This is a genomic window from Rickettsia endosymbiont of Orchestes rusci, assembly GCF_964030945.1.
In the GTDB taxonomy this organism is placed as follows: Bacteria; Pseudomonadota; Alphaproteobacteria; order Rickettsiales; family Rickettsiaceae; genus Rickettsia.
This window is the reverse complement of sequence record NZ_CAXIQG010000004.1, coordinates 315,460-330,065: the sequence shown is the minus strand read 5'-3', so window position 1 is coordinate 330,065 and position 14,606 is coordinate 315,460. Positions and strand designations below refer to the sequence as shown.

Genomic DNA, 14,606 nt, shown 5'->3' with positions numbered 1-14,606 from the left:
ATGCGGTTTTCTTAACTCCCCGACCACCTTAAAGCAATTTTTGGTGGTTAAAACTTAATAACTTTAAGTTTAATCAAAATGGGGATATCCAAATGACCGATCAAAATAATCAATCAAATCTAATAACTCCAAAACCTATATTTTCAGCTCCCAAAGCTATAATTTTCTTACACCCTCCTTATGGGCTTGAAAGTGATAAGCTTAGGCAAGGTATTTCTATCAGCTGCAAAAAAGGAAAGCTAAAAATATTAAAAATTATCCAATCTAAAGACTCTTACGATTATCGGGCTTTTTGTAAATTAGTCCGTCGTATAAGCACCTGCCATAACAAACCCGTCACAGTTATAATTGACGACGAGCTTTTAAATACTCCGGTTAATACCATAATGTGGGCGGTATTCGGTACTTTACTCGCCGCAAAGCTCATTACAGTCGTTACTTATAACAAGGATGGCTCTGATATAATATTACGTAAATTAACTAAGTATGAAAGTCGTTTTTTACATCAGGCTACAGCTTATTTTGAAAAATATTATTGTTTTAATTGGAATAAAACTATGGGGAGGGGGTAATAATATGTACGAAAGAAAAAAAGCAACTGAAGCAATTATATTATGTAGGGTATCCTCTAAAGAGCAGGAAGAAGGCTATTCAACCAATGCCCAAAAATATCGTTCACAAGAATATTGTACCCGTAAAGGGTTAGGGATTTTAAAAATCTTTGAATTTACTGAATCGTCAACCGTAGGCAATCGTAAAAAATTTATGGAAGCCATAGAGTTTGCTAAAAAGCAGAAAAAAATAATTGCAGTGGTAACGGATAAGGTGGACAGGCTACAACGTAGTTATAAGGAGACTCCTTTATTAAACAACCTTATCGAAAAAGAAAAAATAGAGCTACATTTTCACACGGAAAATTGTATTATCCATAAATATTCTACATCACAGGAGCGTATGATGTGGAATTTGTTTACTATGATGGCGCAAAATTACGTTGATAGCCTTAAGGATAACATAAACCGCAGTATAGCGCAAAAATTACGAGAAGGTAAATGGGTAAGTACTGCTCCCATGGGTTATCTGCATACTAACGATAAAAAGGGAACCATAGTAATTGACCTTGATAGATCACCTTTGATAAAAAAGATATTTGAAACCTACGCAACAGGCAATTATAACTTACCGGAAATATTGAAAAAAACCAAAGAGTGGGGACTTACTAATGCAAGAGGCAATAAAGGTTATTTAAGTAGATCGCAAATTTTCGAGCTTATTAAGAATCCTTTTTATTATGGAGTAATGAGATTAAAAAAAACAGGGCAAAGATTCCCTCATATTTACCCACCAATTATAAACAAAGAGTTATTTGATAAATGCCAAAAGGTACGGCTAGGATGGAAAAGAATGCCGTATAAATTCAGAAATAAGGAATCAATATTTAGAGGCTTAATTAAATGCGCTAATACCGGTAGGGTAGCAACTCCTGACATACGGAGCAAAGCTTACAAGAATGGAGAAACTGCAGAGTGGAGATACTTAAGAATATGGGTATCAAAGGAATCTACACAGGCAATATATGTACCGGAAGAGATAGCCTTAAAGGAAGTGGAAAAAGTCTTTGCATCAATGCAATTATCGCCGCAGATGTTAAGCGAAGTAATAACATATACTAAAGCTAGCGCAAATGCGGAAAAAGATTTTCATAAACGCCGTGTAAGTGAACTTTATAGCGAAGATACAAAAATTAAAACGCGTATGGATAATTTAATGAATTTATTACTTGATGGTGAAATAGACAAAAAAACGCACGAAGAAAAACGCCAGCAATTAATAGAACGACGCAACGATGTAATGAGAGAAATCGGAGCTTATCACAATGCAGATGATGAGTTTACAAAAACGCTAATTTCCTTGGTAGAATTAGCTTCTGACGCCCATAACAAGTTTATAGGTTCAACTGTCGAGGACAAAAGGAGTTTAGTAAATTTAGTATTTGCTAACCTAACATTGAGCAGCGAAAAACTTGATTACTCTCTACGTCCGCCGTTTGATGCTTTCACAAATTGCACTAAAATTGAAGAATGGTACGGGTGGAGGGACTTGAACCCCCACGCCTTGCGGCACAAGAACCTAAATCTTGCACGTCTACCAGTTCCATCACACCCGCAAAACTTCTTAAGTTAGGAATTTTGTCAAAGAATTATAATACACATCGTATAATTTTTGTAAATCAGTAATTTTTGTATATTCATTAATTTTATGAGCTGTTTCGGATAATAAACCGAATTCAACAACCGGGCAATAGCTTTTAACAAATCTAGCATCGGAAGTACCGCCGCTAGTTGAGAATTTAGGTTTTATATTAGTTGTGCTTGCAACTATTTCGGCGAAATCGGCTATTCTGTCTATAGGGTCTTGAATAAAGCTTTCGGCTGAACTTTTAGCGGTTAATTCATAATTTAATTTATATTCGGTACAATATTTTTCGACAATTCGCTTTATTAGATTTGTTAGACTCTCAGCTGAATGTAGCTCATTAAACCGAATATTAAATCGTGCGGAAGCTTCACCCGGAATTACGTTAGTTATATTATTACCGACATCAATTGAGGTAACGCAGGTATTCGAGTGATCAAAAAATGCACCGCCTTCATCAAGTTTAATATTGATAATATCATGCATTATTTTTATTAAACAAGGAAGAGGGTTACGTGCTTTTTGCGGATAAGCAACGTGCCCCTGTTTGCCGTGTAAGTTTAAGTTAAAATTTACGCTACCGCGCCTACCTATTTTAATCGTATCACCTATTTCTTCTTCATTTGTCGGCTCACCGACAATAGCAAAATCAATTTTATGACCTTGATTATAGATGTGTTTTAACATTTCTTTAGTGCCGTATTTTGCTTCGCCTTCTTCATCGCCGGTAATTAAAAAACTAATCGAGCCGTTAAGGTTCGGATTATGCTTTATAAAATCCAAACTTGCCGCTAAAAAACAGGCTATCGCCCCTTTCATGTCAACGGCTCCTCTGCCGTATATTTTATCGGCAATTATGTGAGCCGAGAAAGGCGAAGCGTGCCAAAGAGTAAAATCACCGGCAGGCACGACGTCTACATGCCCGACAAAACAAATATTCGGTTTTTTATTGCCGTAAAATCCGTAAAGATTTGTAACTTGCGAGGAGGAGCCGCCGAATAATTTTATTTCGGTTTGAAAGCCGTTCTCTTGGAGTAACTTGTCAATATACTCAATAGCTCCTGCGCTATTCGGCGTTACCGACTCAAAGCTGATTAAGTTTTTTAGGTAGGTGATATACATAAACTATTGCCAAAGAGAATCTAGTTTAGTTTTTAGTTTATTTTCAAAAAGCTTTATGGTTTCTTTATTTGCTTCGATCATTGTACGCTCTTCTTCAATTTGTCCTATTATTTCTTGTTGGATATGTAAAGGAGGAATTGGAATTCTATAATTTGATATTTCAGGCACTGTTAATTGTGGAGTACTTGTGCTAAATAATTTAAAATCTATTTTGTTTAGAATATATTCTAGGTATTCTATTTCAATACCTTTTTTAGGTATTAATACAATTAATCTAACTATAGGATAAAAAGGTTCATTACGTGCTACTGCATACCCTATAGTTCCTCTCGCAGAAATTGTTACGCATGGTTTATCTACTTTTATAATATTTGTATATCCATATAAACCTTTATTAGTAGTCCCATTTGAATAAATTGGTATTTTATATTTTATAGTTTTATCCTTTGAATAATTATCTTTTGGAACATCACCGCCAGCTTTTAAACTTTCTGCTATATCTGAAATTTTTAGCACCTGCCATTCAGGTCTTATTTTAAAATTAGGCTTCCAATTATCTATTATCTGTTTTGCCCCATCTATTATTTTTTGATAACTATCCAATTCCTCAACTATTTTTTGTTGTTCTTCAAAAGGAGGAAGAGGAAGTTGTAGGTTTTGTAAAAAATCAATTCTAATTGAAGGGTAGCTGTCATTTAATATGATATTTTTTGCATCAACACCGACTAATAGGTAAAACAAAAATTCTGATAGCATTTTTGTTTTGTCTACAGTAATGATTGCTAAGTGCGAAGTAACATATCCATCACAGCCCATAATTGCACGATGATTGAGTAAAGTTGAGGCACCACTTTTAGGAAAAAGAATAGAACCTTTTTTAAATAATTTTAATCCTTTTACTCCTTCGTCGTTTAACTTATCAGCAGTTTCTAAAAGGTTGCCAGATATATGAGGCTTTGCAATATCTGAAACCCTGAAAAACGGGTAAATACCATTTTCAAATAAATTATTATTTTGAGGTGCAGAGTTACCGCTTTCAACCTTACTTATCTCTCCAAGTTTTACAAATTTATATTTATTGTTTTTCTGTAATTCCTTATAAAAACTTCCAACCAAATTATACCCGTCATTCTTCACTTTCTCTAAATCTATTATTTCAAACCCGAGTTCAAACATATTAGTCTTTAAGTCAGGATTTTTGTCTACTTTACCAATATCCGAGGAATCAATTTTGTTTAAATCATTTATGCCGTTAATTTTTCTTTTCTTATTGTCTAAGGTAATCCCAATATTTTTGACTTCATAAAACCAATATTCTTTTTGATTATTTGGTTTATGTGCATCGGTAAAATAAAGTATCGATGTTTTTACTCCTGTATAAGGTAAAAAAGTACCTTGCGGCAGAGAAATAACGGCTTGTAGTTTTACTTTCGATAATAAAAATTGTCGTACGGCAGCAATATCTTTTCTGAATAGAAACCCTTCAGGTACTACTAACGCCATCCTGCCGCCTTCTTTCAAATTATGAAGACAATGTAAAACGCAAGCAGCATCACCGTTATTTTTAGCAATACCGTTATAATAAAGAGGAGCTATATAATTCTCTGTTACGGTTTTGCCGTTTTTAATAGTCTTTTTAGTAATTTCCTGGGAGAAAGGCATATTAGTAACGATTATATCAAACTTTAACTGCTGATTAGTTAAAGGTTTAATATAATTAGGATTTTCAAGACTATTTATTTGTTGAATTCCGCTATGTCCGTCACCATGCAAAATCATATTCATTTTGGCGATTCTAGCGGTTGTAGTTATTTCTCGCCCATATAACGTATCAAATTTTAGTCTTTCTAAATCTTCTTGAGTATTAATTATAGTATTTTCTTTAATATAGTTAAAAGCTTCGGTTAAAAACCCTCCTGTACCGCAAAAAGGATCATAAATTGTTTCTTTAAATTTAGGATCCACAAGGTTAATAATGGTTTTAACAACATTTCTAGGGGTAAAATATTCTCCTAAGTCATTCTCGGTTGAGGTAGTTTTTTCAAGGAAATATTCAAATGCATCGCCTTTTATATCCGTGTCTATTGTCGATAAAATAAGAGGATCGATTGCATCGATAATATGCCGAAGCGTTTGAGGGTTACCGATAGAAATAGGCGTAAAAACGTCACCGCCATACTTATTTTTAATTTGTTCTATGACATAGCCGTTTATGTAACCGATAATATCTTCATTTGACTGTGCTTTAACAGTATTCCACCAAGATTTTTCATTATTCTCACTAAGCAATTTCAGGAATAATATATTAGCAAATTCACCAAATCTTTCTATTCCGGCTCGCAAGCCTTCGCTTCTTAAAATATTATTTAGATTTTTGAATATCGATATCAACTCATCTCGTGAAACTTTAACTTCTTTAGGGATCGTCCAAGCTTCATTACTATTTGCTTCTAAAAAAGCTAATATCTCTTTTTCTCGAAGTAACTCTCTTACTTCTTCGCCGTTTAATATAAGTTCTTTATTATTTGGAACAAAACGAGCTTCACAATAAGCGCCGTTCATAGCAAATACTAACGGTACATTCAGGGCTTTTGCATATTCCGTAGCTTGTTCTAATGCTAATTTTAAGTCTATTCCGCCTTTTTTCGCTTCAATAATTGCAATCGGTATATCCGTATTACTTTTATATAGTATATAATCCGGTTTTTTTCTGTTTAATTTTTTTCGTTCTGTTTCTAGTTTCGGCTTTTGAAAATAAACATTTTTTTTATTACTATTATCTATATGCCAACCTTTATTTACAAGATTGTTGTTTATAATCCACTCGGTTTGTTGTTCTGCTAGCATGAAATAGCCTGTTTTATGGTAAATTAAACTGTAATATAAAGCATCCTTCTCTACAAGAAACCCTATATACTTTGACAATAATACTTTATTAATCTAAATAATGACGATTACTATATAGATAATTAAAATTATCTCACCATTATATAAAATATGATTATAAAAGCATAGTAGCTTTGACTTTTTCAATAAACTTAAAATATTATCTAAACTAACAAAGATTACCAATAATAAATATGTCTATAAACAACAAATTAAGAGAATTAATTAAATCCGGTAGTTTTGCCGGTATATTACTCATTATAACATTTGCCTTGGCACTCGTCATTAGCAATAACAGTTTTTTAAATAAATATTATATTGCATTTGTCTATAGCAATATATTCTTATCGGTAGGGAATTTAAGCCTGCAAACCACTTTTATAGAATTGATTAATGACGGTTTCATGACATTTTTCTTTTTATTAATCGGTTTGGAGATGAAATTTCACTTAGTAGAAGGAGAATATAAAAACAAGAAGAAATTAATATTACCGAGTGCAGCAGCTTTAGGGGGAGTAGTAGCACCGGCATTAATTTACGTATATTTTAATTTTGATCAATCAACGTTAAAAGGCTGGGCTATTCCGATAGCAACCGATACGGCTTTTGTACTCGGTATTTTATCTTTTTTTCATCGTTATACTTCTTTAGAACTTCGAGCTTTTATTATCGGTTTCTCGCTAATTGACGATGCTTTTGCTTTAATTATACTTGCTTTATTTTATACTAAAACAATCTATATGGTGGCCTTATGCGCTTCCTTAGGAATTATAGTTATTTTATCGATACTTAACTATTATCAAGTACAAAAAACCCTTTATTATATGGCAATAGGATTATTGTTATGGATTAGCATGGTTGAGGCCGGTATTCACGGCACATTATGCGGTGCTATTATCGCCCTCTTTATCCCTGTTAACACGGGTAACGTTATTAATAGTTCTTTTAAAAAATTAGAAGAATTAATACGTCCTTTTGTAAATTATTTTATTTTACCTCTATTTGTGTTTATGAATTCCGGTATCGTTTTAAAACATTTTTCGTTTAAGAGCGTATGTTCTAACGTAACCTTTGGAGTAATATTCGGGTTATTTATCGGGAAACAATTAGGTATTATGCTATTTTCATATCCGTTTATTCGGTTAAAATTTTGTGCTTTACCAAAAGATACGTCATGGTTAAAATTCTATGCCATAGCAATTCTCGGCGGCATCGGTTTTACTTTAAGCTTATTTATCGGTAGTATAACTTTTGAATCGGGTTGCCCTTCTAATGCTATGAGAATAGCCGTAATAATAGCCTCTTTGCTATCCGCTTTATTTGGCGTTATAATTTTAAATTATGCCGTTAAATACTCTGCCGATTCAAAATTAGAATAATTTTTTAGATTAGACTTCTTTTCAAACTCGCTTATAGGGAGGAATTTGAAGGAGACACGGAGCGCAGAACCGCAGCATACACGCAAGTAACGTGAGGATTCGAGCCTAGGTGCGACGTACAAATTACCCCTAGAAGTAGAGTTTCGGAAGAAGTCTATTGACAAATTTTTATTTGCTTAATAAAATTCCCCTTACAAAACTTAAATTTAAATAGGCAATAATTATGCGTTCAACACTTATCACTTTTACATTAATAGCGGTAGCTTTTTTAACCAGTGCCTGCAATACCATGCAAGGTATGGGAAAAGATATGCAAGCAGGCGGGAAAAAGCTTGAGGATTCTGCCGAGAAAAATAAAGGTAAAACAAGTTGTGGCTGCCCAAGGCAATAATTCTATTTTTTAGGGCATGGCTTTCGTTAAGTATTCAAAAGCATTCTTGCAAGAGCAATGTTTGCGTGAAACACAAGCGTTGCAAAAACACCGTCATTGCTAGGAAGCATTGTTGCGTGGATAGGAAATTAATAAAAATCCGTCATGGCGAAGCCACGAAGTGGCTGTGGCCATCCAGGCTATCCCGAATATAATGAGGGATTTGATTAGAATACTAAATAAGTTTAGTATAAAAATATGTTTAACTGGATGGCCACGGCGCCAAAAGGCGCCTCGCCATGACGGTTTGAGTATCCACGCAACAATGCCTAGCGAGAATGACATCGAACACGCTTTAACTTATCCATGCAACAATGCCTTTGCAAGCATAACATCATAAGGTTTATTGTGTAGAAACGCTGTTTTCTTCCCTAAATTCTACAAATCATCTTTATCTTTATCCTTTATGCCGTCTTTAAAAGCCTTAAGTCCTTTAGCTAAATCTGCCATGACCTGCGGTAATTTACCTGCGCCGAATAATACAAAAATAATTAATAAAATTATTAAAAGATGACTAAAACTCATTCCCATTATATTAATTTTCTATTAGAGTTATAAAAAGTTATTATATAACGAGTTAAGATTAAATATCAATAGAGAAAGAAATGTTTACTAAAAAACAAATAGCAGAGTTTTTTGCAACTTTTTTTTATATAGGCAAAATAAAATACTGCCCGGGTACTTTCGGCTCTCTGGCGGCTTTTCCGCTATGTTACGCCGTTATGTATTTTATTATTACTAGTAAAATCATCTTTTCATTTCCTGCACTTACCCTTGGTGAAGCACAGCTTATAACCTTATTTATAATAACTTTCGGTATATGGGTGATATTATTAATACTAGGCTGTTATTTTACTAAAATATATATAGAATATACAGGACGAGAAGACCCGCAAGAGGTAGTAATAGACGAAGTAGTCGGACAAATGTTAACTTTAATCCTTTGTTTTTTCTCGGTAGTATTTGTCAATGAATCAAACATAATAAAATATTTAAGTCCTTTAAAAATTAATTTAATTGTACTTTTTATTTTACCGTTTTGTCTATTTCGCATTTTTGATATAATAAAACCATGGCCGATTAATTGGCTTGACCGCAATATTCACGGTGCTACCGGTGTTATGCTGGACGATATAGTAGCCGCAATATTTGCTGCGGTAATGCAATATGCTATTATATTCGTATTAATAGATTGGGCGTAATATACGTCCATTTTCATAGGGCAATTTAAAAGTCGCAATCAATGTAAACCTCGATGTCATTCCGGCAACAAAGCTTCCAGTCGCTCGCAATGACGATCTCTTAAATTAACACCCATGCGCCTGCGCGGAAATAACCCCGGAAATAGTAAAAGTAATGTCGATCGACTTTAGAATAAGACAGCTTATTAAGCAAAGCGGCTATATTAGCTGCGATCAATTAATGCGTGAGGCGCTTTCCTTGAACCCGTCTTCTTACTATCAACATAAGGATATTTTAGGTATCGAGGGAGATTTTATAACCGCTCCTGAAATTTCGCAGTTATTCGGTGAAATTATAGGCTTATGGTGTATAAAAGAATGGCAGAAAATTGGTTGCCCTTCAAGAATTAGTTTAATTGAACTCGGTCCTGGTAAAGGACTATTAATGCGTGATTTACTACGAACGGCAAAGTTAGTACCGGAATTTTATCAAGCTCTGACGATAGAATTCATTGAAATTAACCCCAATTTTATTGCTCATCAGCAAACAAATTTACAAGATATTAATTTACCGATTAATCATTATACAACTATAGAAGATATAGTAAAAATCCCTTCTATAATCATAGCTAATGAGTTCTTTGATACCATGCCGGTAAAACAATATATTAAAGTTAAAGAATTATGGTATGAGTCGGTACTCGTTATAGAACCGATAGATAATAAAATTAAATTTGATAAAATTGCCGTTAATAAAAACTTACAAGATTATTTGTTACAAACCCACTTAGAAGCAAATGACGGCGCAATAATAGAAGAATCTTACGAATCTATAAAAATTATGCAATTTATTAGCAATCATCTAAAAAAATTCAGCGGTAGCTGCTTGGTTATAGATTACGGTTATGATATAAATCCAAATCAGAGAACTAGAAATCAATATAACGCAACTATTCAAGCTATAAAAAATCATAAATATTATCCGCTTCTTGAGAGTTTAGGGTCAGCTGATCTTTCGGCGCATGTTGATTTTTACGCCTTAAAAGCAGTAGCAAAAAATACCGGTTTAAATATATCCGAAACAATGTCGCAACGGGATTTCCTAACTCAAAACGGTATTTTATTGCGTAGTAAAATATTGCAGGATAAAATTACTCCTAACCACGCAGCTATAATAGAGCGGCAAGTGGATAAATTAATCTCACCTAAGCAAATGGGAACATTATTTAAAGTGCTGCAGGTTAGTAGTCACCATTAACCAATATTGTCGTATAGATAGGGTAAAAGCCGTCTCTATGTCATTCCCGTGAAAACGGGGCGTTGTTGCATGGCTACCGGAATCGTTATGGCGAGGCGCCTCTTGGTGCCGTGGCCATCTAAGTATAAACATATTTTTATACTAAACTTGTTTAGTATTCTAATTAAATCCCGAATGTAATTCGGGATAGCCTGGATGGCCACAGCCACTTCGCGGCTTCGCCATGACGGATTTTTATTACTTTTTGAGCCATGCAACAACGCCCTAAGAAAGTGAGAATGACATCGGAAACGTTTTGATTATCAACGTGAAATACCTCTTTTAACTTAGAAACTAAAAATTATGATTATACTCGGTATCGATCCGGCTCTTACTAACCTCGGCTGGGGAGTGGTTCGTAAAGAAGCGACAAAGCTAACATATATAAATAGCGGCGTGATAAAAACAAATAGCAAAGATGCCCTGCATATAAGACTTGCTTTTATTACTACTTGTTTAGAAAAAGTAATATTAGAACATAAACCAAACGCGGTAGCCCTTGAAGAAACTTTTGTTAATATGAATAATTTAACATCTTTAAAACTCGGCTATGCAAGGGGTGCTATTATGGCACTTATCGGCAGATATAATATTGATTTTCGAGAATTTAAACCTAATACGGTAAAAAAAACGGTAACGGGTTACGGGCATGCTCAGAAACATCAAATTCTACATATGATTAAACTGCTCCTGCCCGGCACTTATTTAATTACTAGTGCCGACGAAGCCGATGCCGTTGCAATTGCCTATACTGCTCTTGTAATAAAAATTTAGACTATAAGATGACCGAAGAAAATAAATTTTCTAAACCTATAATAATCTTAGTCTGTCCTCAAATGGGAGAGAATATCGGAGCTACGGCGAGAGCAATGAAAAATTTTGGTGTAGACGAGCTAAGAATAGTTAACCCACGAGACGGCTGGCCGAATGAGCAAGCAAGAAGCACTGCCGTCGGTGCGGTTAACGTTATAGATAACGCAAAAATTTATGATACTCTAGAAGAAAGCATTAAAGATATTGAGTATCTCTACGCTACAACTTGTACAAAACGCACCATGAATAAAAATTATGTATTTTCACAAGATTTATCGTTAAGCTATCCATTAGCGCAGAAAGCGGGAATAATGTTCGGACGAGAAAATAACGGACTGAGTAATGAGGAGGTTTCTCTTGCTCATAAAATTATTACTATTAATACAAGTGAGTTTAGCTCTTTAAATATTGCCCAGGCGGTTATTATAATATGTTATGAGTTGTTTCGTAATAAGCCTTATGATGGTAATATATCTATTTGTAATACTCAAAAACTTGCAACTAGAGGAGAACTTAATTATTTCTTAGAACATTTATTTAATGAGCTAGGTAAGAAAAACTTTTTTAAAGTTCCGGAAAAAACCTTAATGATGCAACAAAATATTACTAATATTTTCACTCGTATAGATAAATTATCCGGCGCAGAAGTTCAAACGCTACGCGGTATTATAAAAGCGTTAGATTCTTAATATCTAAATTTTTTTATTAAATTTTGTTTCAAAAATTTCATTTATTTTTTTGCGAACTTTATCTATTAGTACTTCATAATCTTTTTCCGGATTAACTAAAATTCTCTGATTCCAAATACTACAATATAGTTCATCATCATTATCTACTTTTTTAATATAGTCTACTAATTCATCTTGCGTAGAAAAATCTCCGCCAAAAATAACCGCTTTACTATTTATATCTTCTAGAACACTTCTATCTGCGTTATATATCGGTATAGAGCCTGCGAACCAAGCTTGAAAAGCTTTTTCGGTAAGTATCCCGGATAATATTGATTTTCATAAGCTATAGTGAATTTACATTGTGATAACCAATCTTCTGTTTTTTCTTGCTCAAACGACACTCTTTCTCCTATATTATTTAAAAGCTTTCCGCCGCTTAAAACTTTTTTATATAAAGATAGTCTATGAAATAACTTAGCACGCTCTCTCGCTCCATCAAATGTAGGTAGCCATTCGCCGTCATTACTAGCTAGAAAACATGCAAAATATTTTTTTTCGGAAGGGTTACATTCTCGTCGTTTTCTATCATAGTCATGTCGCATTCTTTCCTTATGGCGATGATAAGAAAAAGGGAATCTTATATAATTAGGTTGATCTATATAATCAAATCCTAATACTAAATCTTGAGTTTGTAATTGATCTTGTACACTTCCTGTATATAGTTCAGAAGTATAATATATTTTAATTACTTTAGGATCTTTTGTAATCGGTTCTCTACTTAAGCAACCGTTTAGCAATACATCTTCATTCTTATTTACAAATTTCAAATTATAATTTTCTTCAAGTATTTTTGTTAAAAATGGATTGGCATCATTTTGATTTTCTGCGTCAAAATTTATTGCTTTTACTCTTAAAGTTGGTTTGGTTGACTTATTATTTAATTTATAAAACCCTAACCCAACCGTAATAACGGTTATCAGAGTTATTATATAAAAAAGGTAACGTTTCATAAATTTAATCCGAATAAGAAGTTACTTATAGGCTTCAATTTTGAGTAAGTCTAGTCAACTCAAGTAATTTCTTTACTTTTTCTTCAGGACTATTCACTATTATTAATTTATTTGGGTCTGTTTTTTTATCAAAAGAATATTTATTTTTTTGATCTATAATAATCCAATCCGAGTTCTGGATAAGATAATTATGCTCTAAGCTTTTTATATGATTGTTATCAACATATTCATATATAATTAATATGTTATTAAAATGCTTTTTTAAAGCAAAAACATCCTTACATATAGTTTTATCCAGGCATTGGATAATAAATAAAGAATTTTGTAAAAATTTCTTATACCTAGCTTCAAAATCAGCTATTGAAAAATATTTATAATAAAGCAATTCTAGTAATGTATGATCAGTATTAAAGAATAATGCATTTCTTTTCACGGTATTTTTAGCAGTGATTGTAGAAGATATAGTGTTAAAGTTGATAAAAAAAGTTTTATAATTATTTTCAATAAATTTTAAAACTTTTTCCCTGTTATCTTTTCCTTTATTTAAATTATCAATGCTCGTACCGGAAAGGATAAAGCATAAACCTTTAATATTTCTTTTAGTTATTTCAATTTCTGCTTGTTTTTGCAAAAATTTCTTATAATTCTTTTTTAATATATTCCATTGCCAACCCAAGTTTATATTTGGCTCAAGAATATAACTAGAATAGAAATATGGCCATAATCCTAATTCAAAATTAGCAATCATATAATTAAATAATTTCTTTTTCGTGGCTTCTAACGTTGTTGGATGTTCCCATAATAGAAAAGCTTTCTTATTAAAGACCCAAGTTTTAGATTCTTTTTTATATTTATAGCAAAATAACGTATCTTCTCCGGCATATGTTAGATATTCCGGATATTTTCCAATTTTTAATGCTATGTCTTTTTTATACACTAAACAGGCGCCATAAGGTTCTACGCGAAATTCAAAATGCTTAACCGGCGATAAATAAACAGACCAAGTATATTTATGTTTAGGATAGTGTACACCACTTACTAAATCTAAATCTTTGTATTTATAAAATGGTCCTATAGTATTAGCAGCATAGTTTTTATTTAAATAAGTTCCTGCATCAACATTCATTAATAAATTATTTCGGGAATGATCTATTGCCATATTTCTTTGATGACCGATATTTTGTTCGGATGAGAATAATAACAAAATATCTAACTTAGATGATTCTTTATATAAATTTATTTTTTTTACTGTTTGATCGGAAGAACCTCCATCAACAATAATAACTTGATCTGGTTTTAAACTTTGTTCTTCAATAGATTTTAATACTTCAATAATATTATTTTCTTCATTTAGCACCGGAGTAATAATAGTGTATTTCGGGAATTGATCATTGACTGAATAATCTTTATCTATAATATGTATTTTTAGATCATTTGAATAAAGTGAGATATGCTCATAGATATTGGGATAAGTATGGATAAATATTTTAAGTATTTTTTTAATAAATGCATGAGCGTATTTTGCATATCGGTAAAAAATATAATAACAGTGTACAAATAATACTTTTAAATATTTCAGTAATATTCGTTTTAGTATAATTTTTAAATTTTGTATCTGCAT

General features: G+C 32.6%; 15 protein-coding genes, 1 tRNA gene and 2 pseudogenes. 10 read left to right on the top strand and 8 right to left on the bottom strand.

Features of this window, described 5'->3' with window-relative positions; all coding sequences use genetic code 11:
- Positions 1–92 precede the first annotated feature (92 nt).
- Entirely contained in the window at positions 93–572 is a 480-nt protein-coding gene (locus tag AAHM91_RS05260) for a hypothetical protein (RefSeq protein ID WP_341793312.1), read from the top strand.
- Positions 487–1,377 (top strand): annotated as a pseudogene (locus AAHM91_RS05255) (recombinase family protein); the annotation flags it as partial. The gene AAHM91_RS05260 and the pseudogene AAHM91_RS05255, both read left to right, overlap by 86 nt.
- 705 nt (positions 1,378–2,082) lie before the next feature.
- On the opposite strand, the gene AAHM91_RS05250 reads toward AAHM91_RS05255, so the two are convergent.
- From AAHM91_RS05250 to AAHM91_RS05240, 3 genes are all read right to left on the bottom strand, one after another.
- A tRNA-Leu gene (locus AAHM91_RS05250) sits at positions 2,083–2,167 on the bottom strand.
- 8 nt (positions 2,168–2,175) lie between these two features.
- On the bottom strand, positions 2,176–3,318 hold the full coding sequence (gene dapE / locus AAHM91_RS05245) for a succinyl-diaminopimelate desuccinylase (protein ID WP_342270110.1): 1,143 nt from the start codon (positions 3,316–3,318) through the stop codon (positions 2,176–2,178).
- A gap of 3 nt (positions 3,319–3,321) precedes the next feature.
- Complete coding sequence (locus tag AAHM91_RS05240; RefSeq protein ID WP_342270109.1) at positions 3,322–6,243, bottom strand: N-6 DNA methylase; 2,922 nt, start codon at positions 6,241–6,243, stop codon at positions 3,322–3,324.
- A 155-nt stretch (positions 6,244–6,398) separates the two neighbouring features.
- Here AAHM91_RS05240 and nhaA point away from each other — a divergent pair, with 155 nt between their 5' ends.
- The 4 genes and pseudogenes from nhaA to AAHM91_RS05220 all read left to right on the top strand — a co-directional run bounded on the left by nhaA (position 6,399) and on the right by AAHM91_RS05220 (position 8,353).
- The gene (nhaA, locus tag AAHM91_RS05235; RefSeq protein WP_342270108.1) at positions 6,399–7,583 is read left to right on the top strand and encodes a Na+/H+ antiporter NhaA; all 1,185 of its coding nucleotides are present in this window, start codon (positions 6,399–6,401) and stop codon (positions 7,581–7,583) included.
- An 11-nt stretch (positions 7,584–7,594) separates the two neighbouring features.
- A pseudogene (locus tag AAHM91_RS05230) lies at positions 7,595–7,745 on the top strand (palindromic element RPE1 domain-containing protein); the annotation flags it as partial.
- Positions 7,746–7,806: 61 nt separating this feature from the next.
- Entirely contained in the window at positions 7,807–7,974 is a 168-nt protein-coding gene (locus AAHM91_RS05225) for an entericidin A/B family lipoprotein (protein WP_253308328.1), read from the top strand.
- A gap of 160 nt (positions 7,975–8,134) precedes the next feature.
- On the top strand, positions 8,135–8,353 hold the full coding sequence (locus tag AAHM91_RS05220) for a hypothetical protein (protein WP_341793318.1): 219 nt from the start codon (positions 8,135–8,137) through the stop codon (positions 8,351–8,353).
- 38 nt (positions 8,354–8,391) lie between these two features.
- Here the strand turns inward: AAHM91_RS05220 and tatA are convergent, their stop codons facing one another.
- Positions 8,392–8,544 (bottom strand): twin-arginine translocase TatA, encoded by a 153-nt coding sequence (tatA, locus tag AAHM91_RS05215; protein ID WP_253308327.1) that lies wholly within the window; start codon positions 8,542–8,544, stop codon positions 8,392–8,394.
- A 74-nt stretch (positions 8,545–8,618) separates the two neighbouring features.
- Between tatA and AAHM91_RS05210 the strand changes: the two genes are divergently transcribed.
- Positions 8,619–9,215: a phosphatidylglycerophosphatase A family protein gene (locus AAHM91_RS05210; protein ID WP_342270107.1), complete on the top strand. Its 597-nt coding sequence runs from the start codon at positions 8,619–8,621 to the stop codon at positions 9,213–9,215.
- Positions 9,216–9,369: 154 nt separating this feature from the next.
- Entirely contained in the window at positions 9,370–10,452 is a 1,083-nt protein-coding gene (locus AAHM91_RS05205; protein WP_342270106.1) for a class I SAM-dependent methyltransferase, read from the top strand.
- A gap of 35 nt (positions 10,453–10,487) precedes the next feature.
- Here the strand turns inward: AAHM91_RS05205 and AAHM91_RS05200 are convergent, their stop codons facing one another.
- Positions 10,488–10,709: a hypothetical protein gene (locus tag AAHM91_RS05200; protein WP_341793321.1), complete on the bottom strand. Its 222-nt coding sequence runs from the start codon at positions 10,707–10,709 to the stop codon at positions 10,488–10,490.
- Between the two features lie 85 nt (positions 10,710–10,794).
- Here AAHM91_RS05200 and ruvC point away from each other — a divergent pair, with 85 nt between their 5' ends.
- Together ruvC and AAHM91_RS05190 are read left to right on the top strand one after the other, a co-directional pair.
- Positions 10,795–11,265, top strand: a complete 471-nt coding sequence (ruvC, locus tag AAHM91_RS05195) for a crossover junction endodeoxyribonuclease RuvC (RefSeq protein ID WP_253308324.1) — start codon at positions 10,795–10,797, stop codon at positions 11,263–11,265.
- An 8-nt stretch (positions 11,266–11,273) separates the two neighbouring features.
- Positions 11,274–11,993 (top strand): RNA methyltransferase, encoded by a 720-nt coding sequence (locus tag AAHM91_RS05190; RefSeq protein ID WP_342270105.1) that lies wholly within the window; start codon positions 11,274–11,276, stop codon positions 11,991–11,993.
- 3 nt (positions 11,994–11,996) lie between these two features.
- Here the strand turns inward: AAHM91_RS05190 and AAHM91_RS05185 are convergent, their stop codons facing one another.
- From AAHM91_RS05185 to AAHM91_RS05175, 3 genes are read right to left on the bottom strand one after another with little or no spacing between them, the layout of a single operon-like run.
- Complete coding sequence (locus tag AAHM91_RS05185) at positions 11,997–12,245, bottom strand: hypothetical protein (protein WP_342270733.1); 249 nt, start codon at positions 12,243–12,245, stop codon at positions 11,997–11,999.
- On the bottom strand, positions 12,218–12,985 hold the full coding sequence (locus tag AAHM91_RS05180) for a hypothetical protein (RefSeq protein WP_342270104.1): 768 nt from the start codon (positions 12,983–12,985) through the stop codon (positions 12,218–12,220). Before AAHM91_RS05180 ends, AAHM91_RS05185 begins: the two co-directional genes overlap by 28 nt.
- 34 nt (positions 12,986–13,019) lie before the next feature.
- Positions 13,020–14,606 (bottom strand): glycosyltransferase family A protein, encoded by a 1,587-nt coding sequence (locus AAHM91_RS05175; protein WP_341793324.1) that lies wholly within the window; start codon positions 14,604–14,606, stop codon positions 13,020–13,022.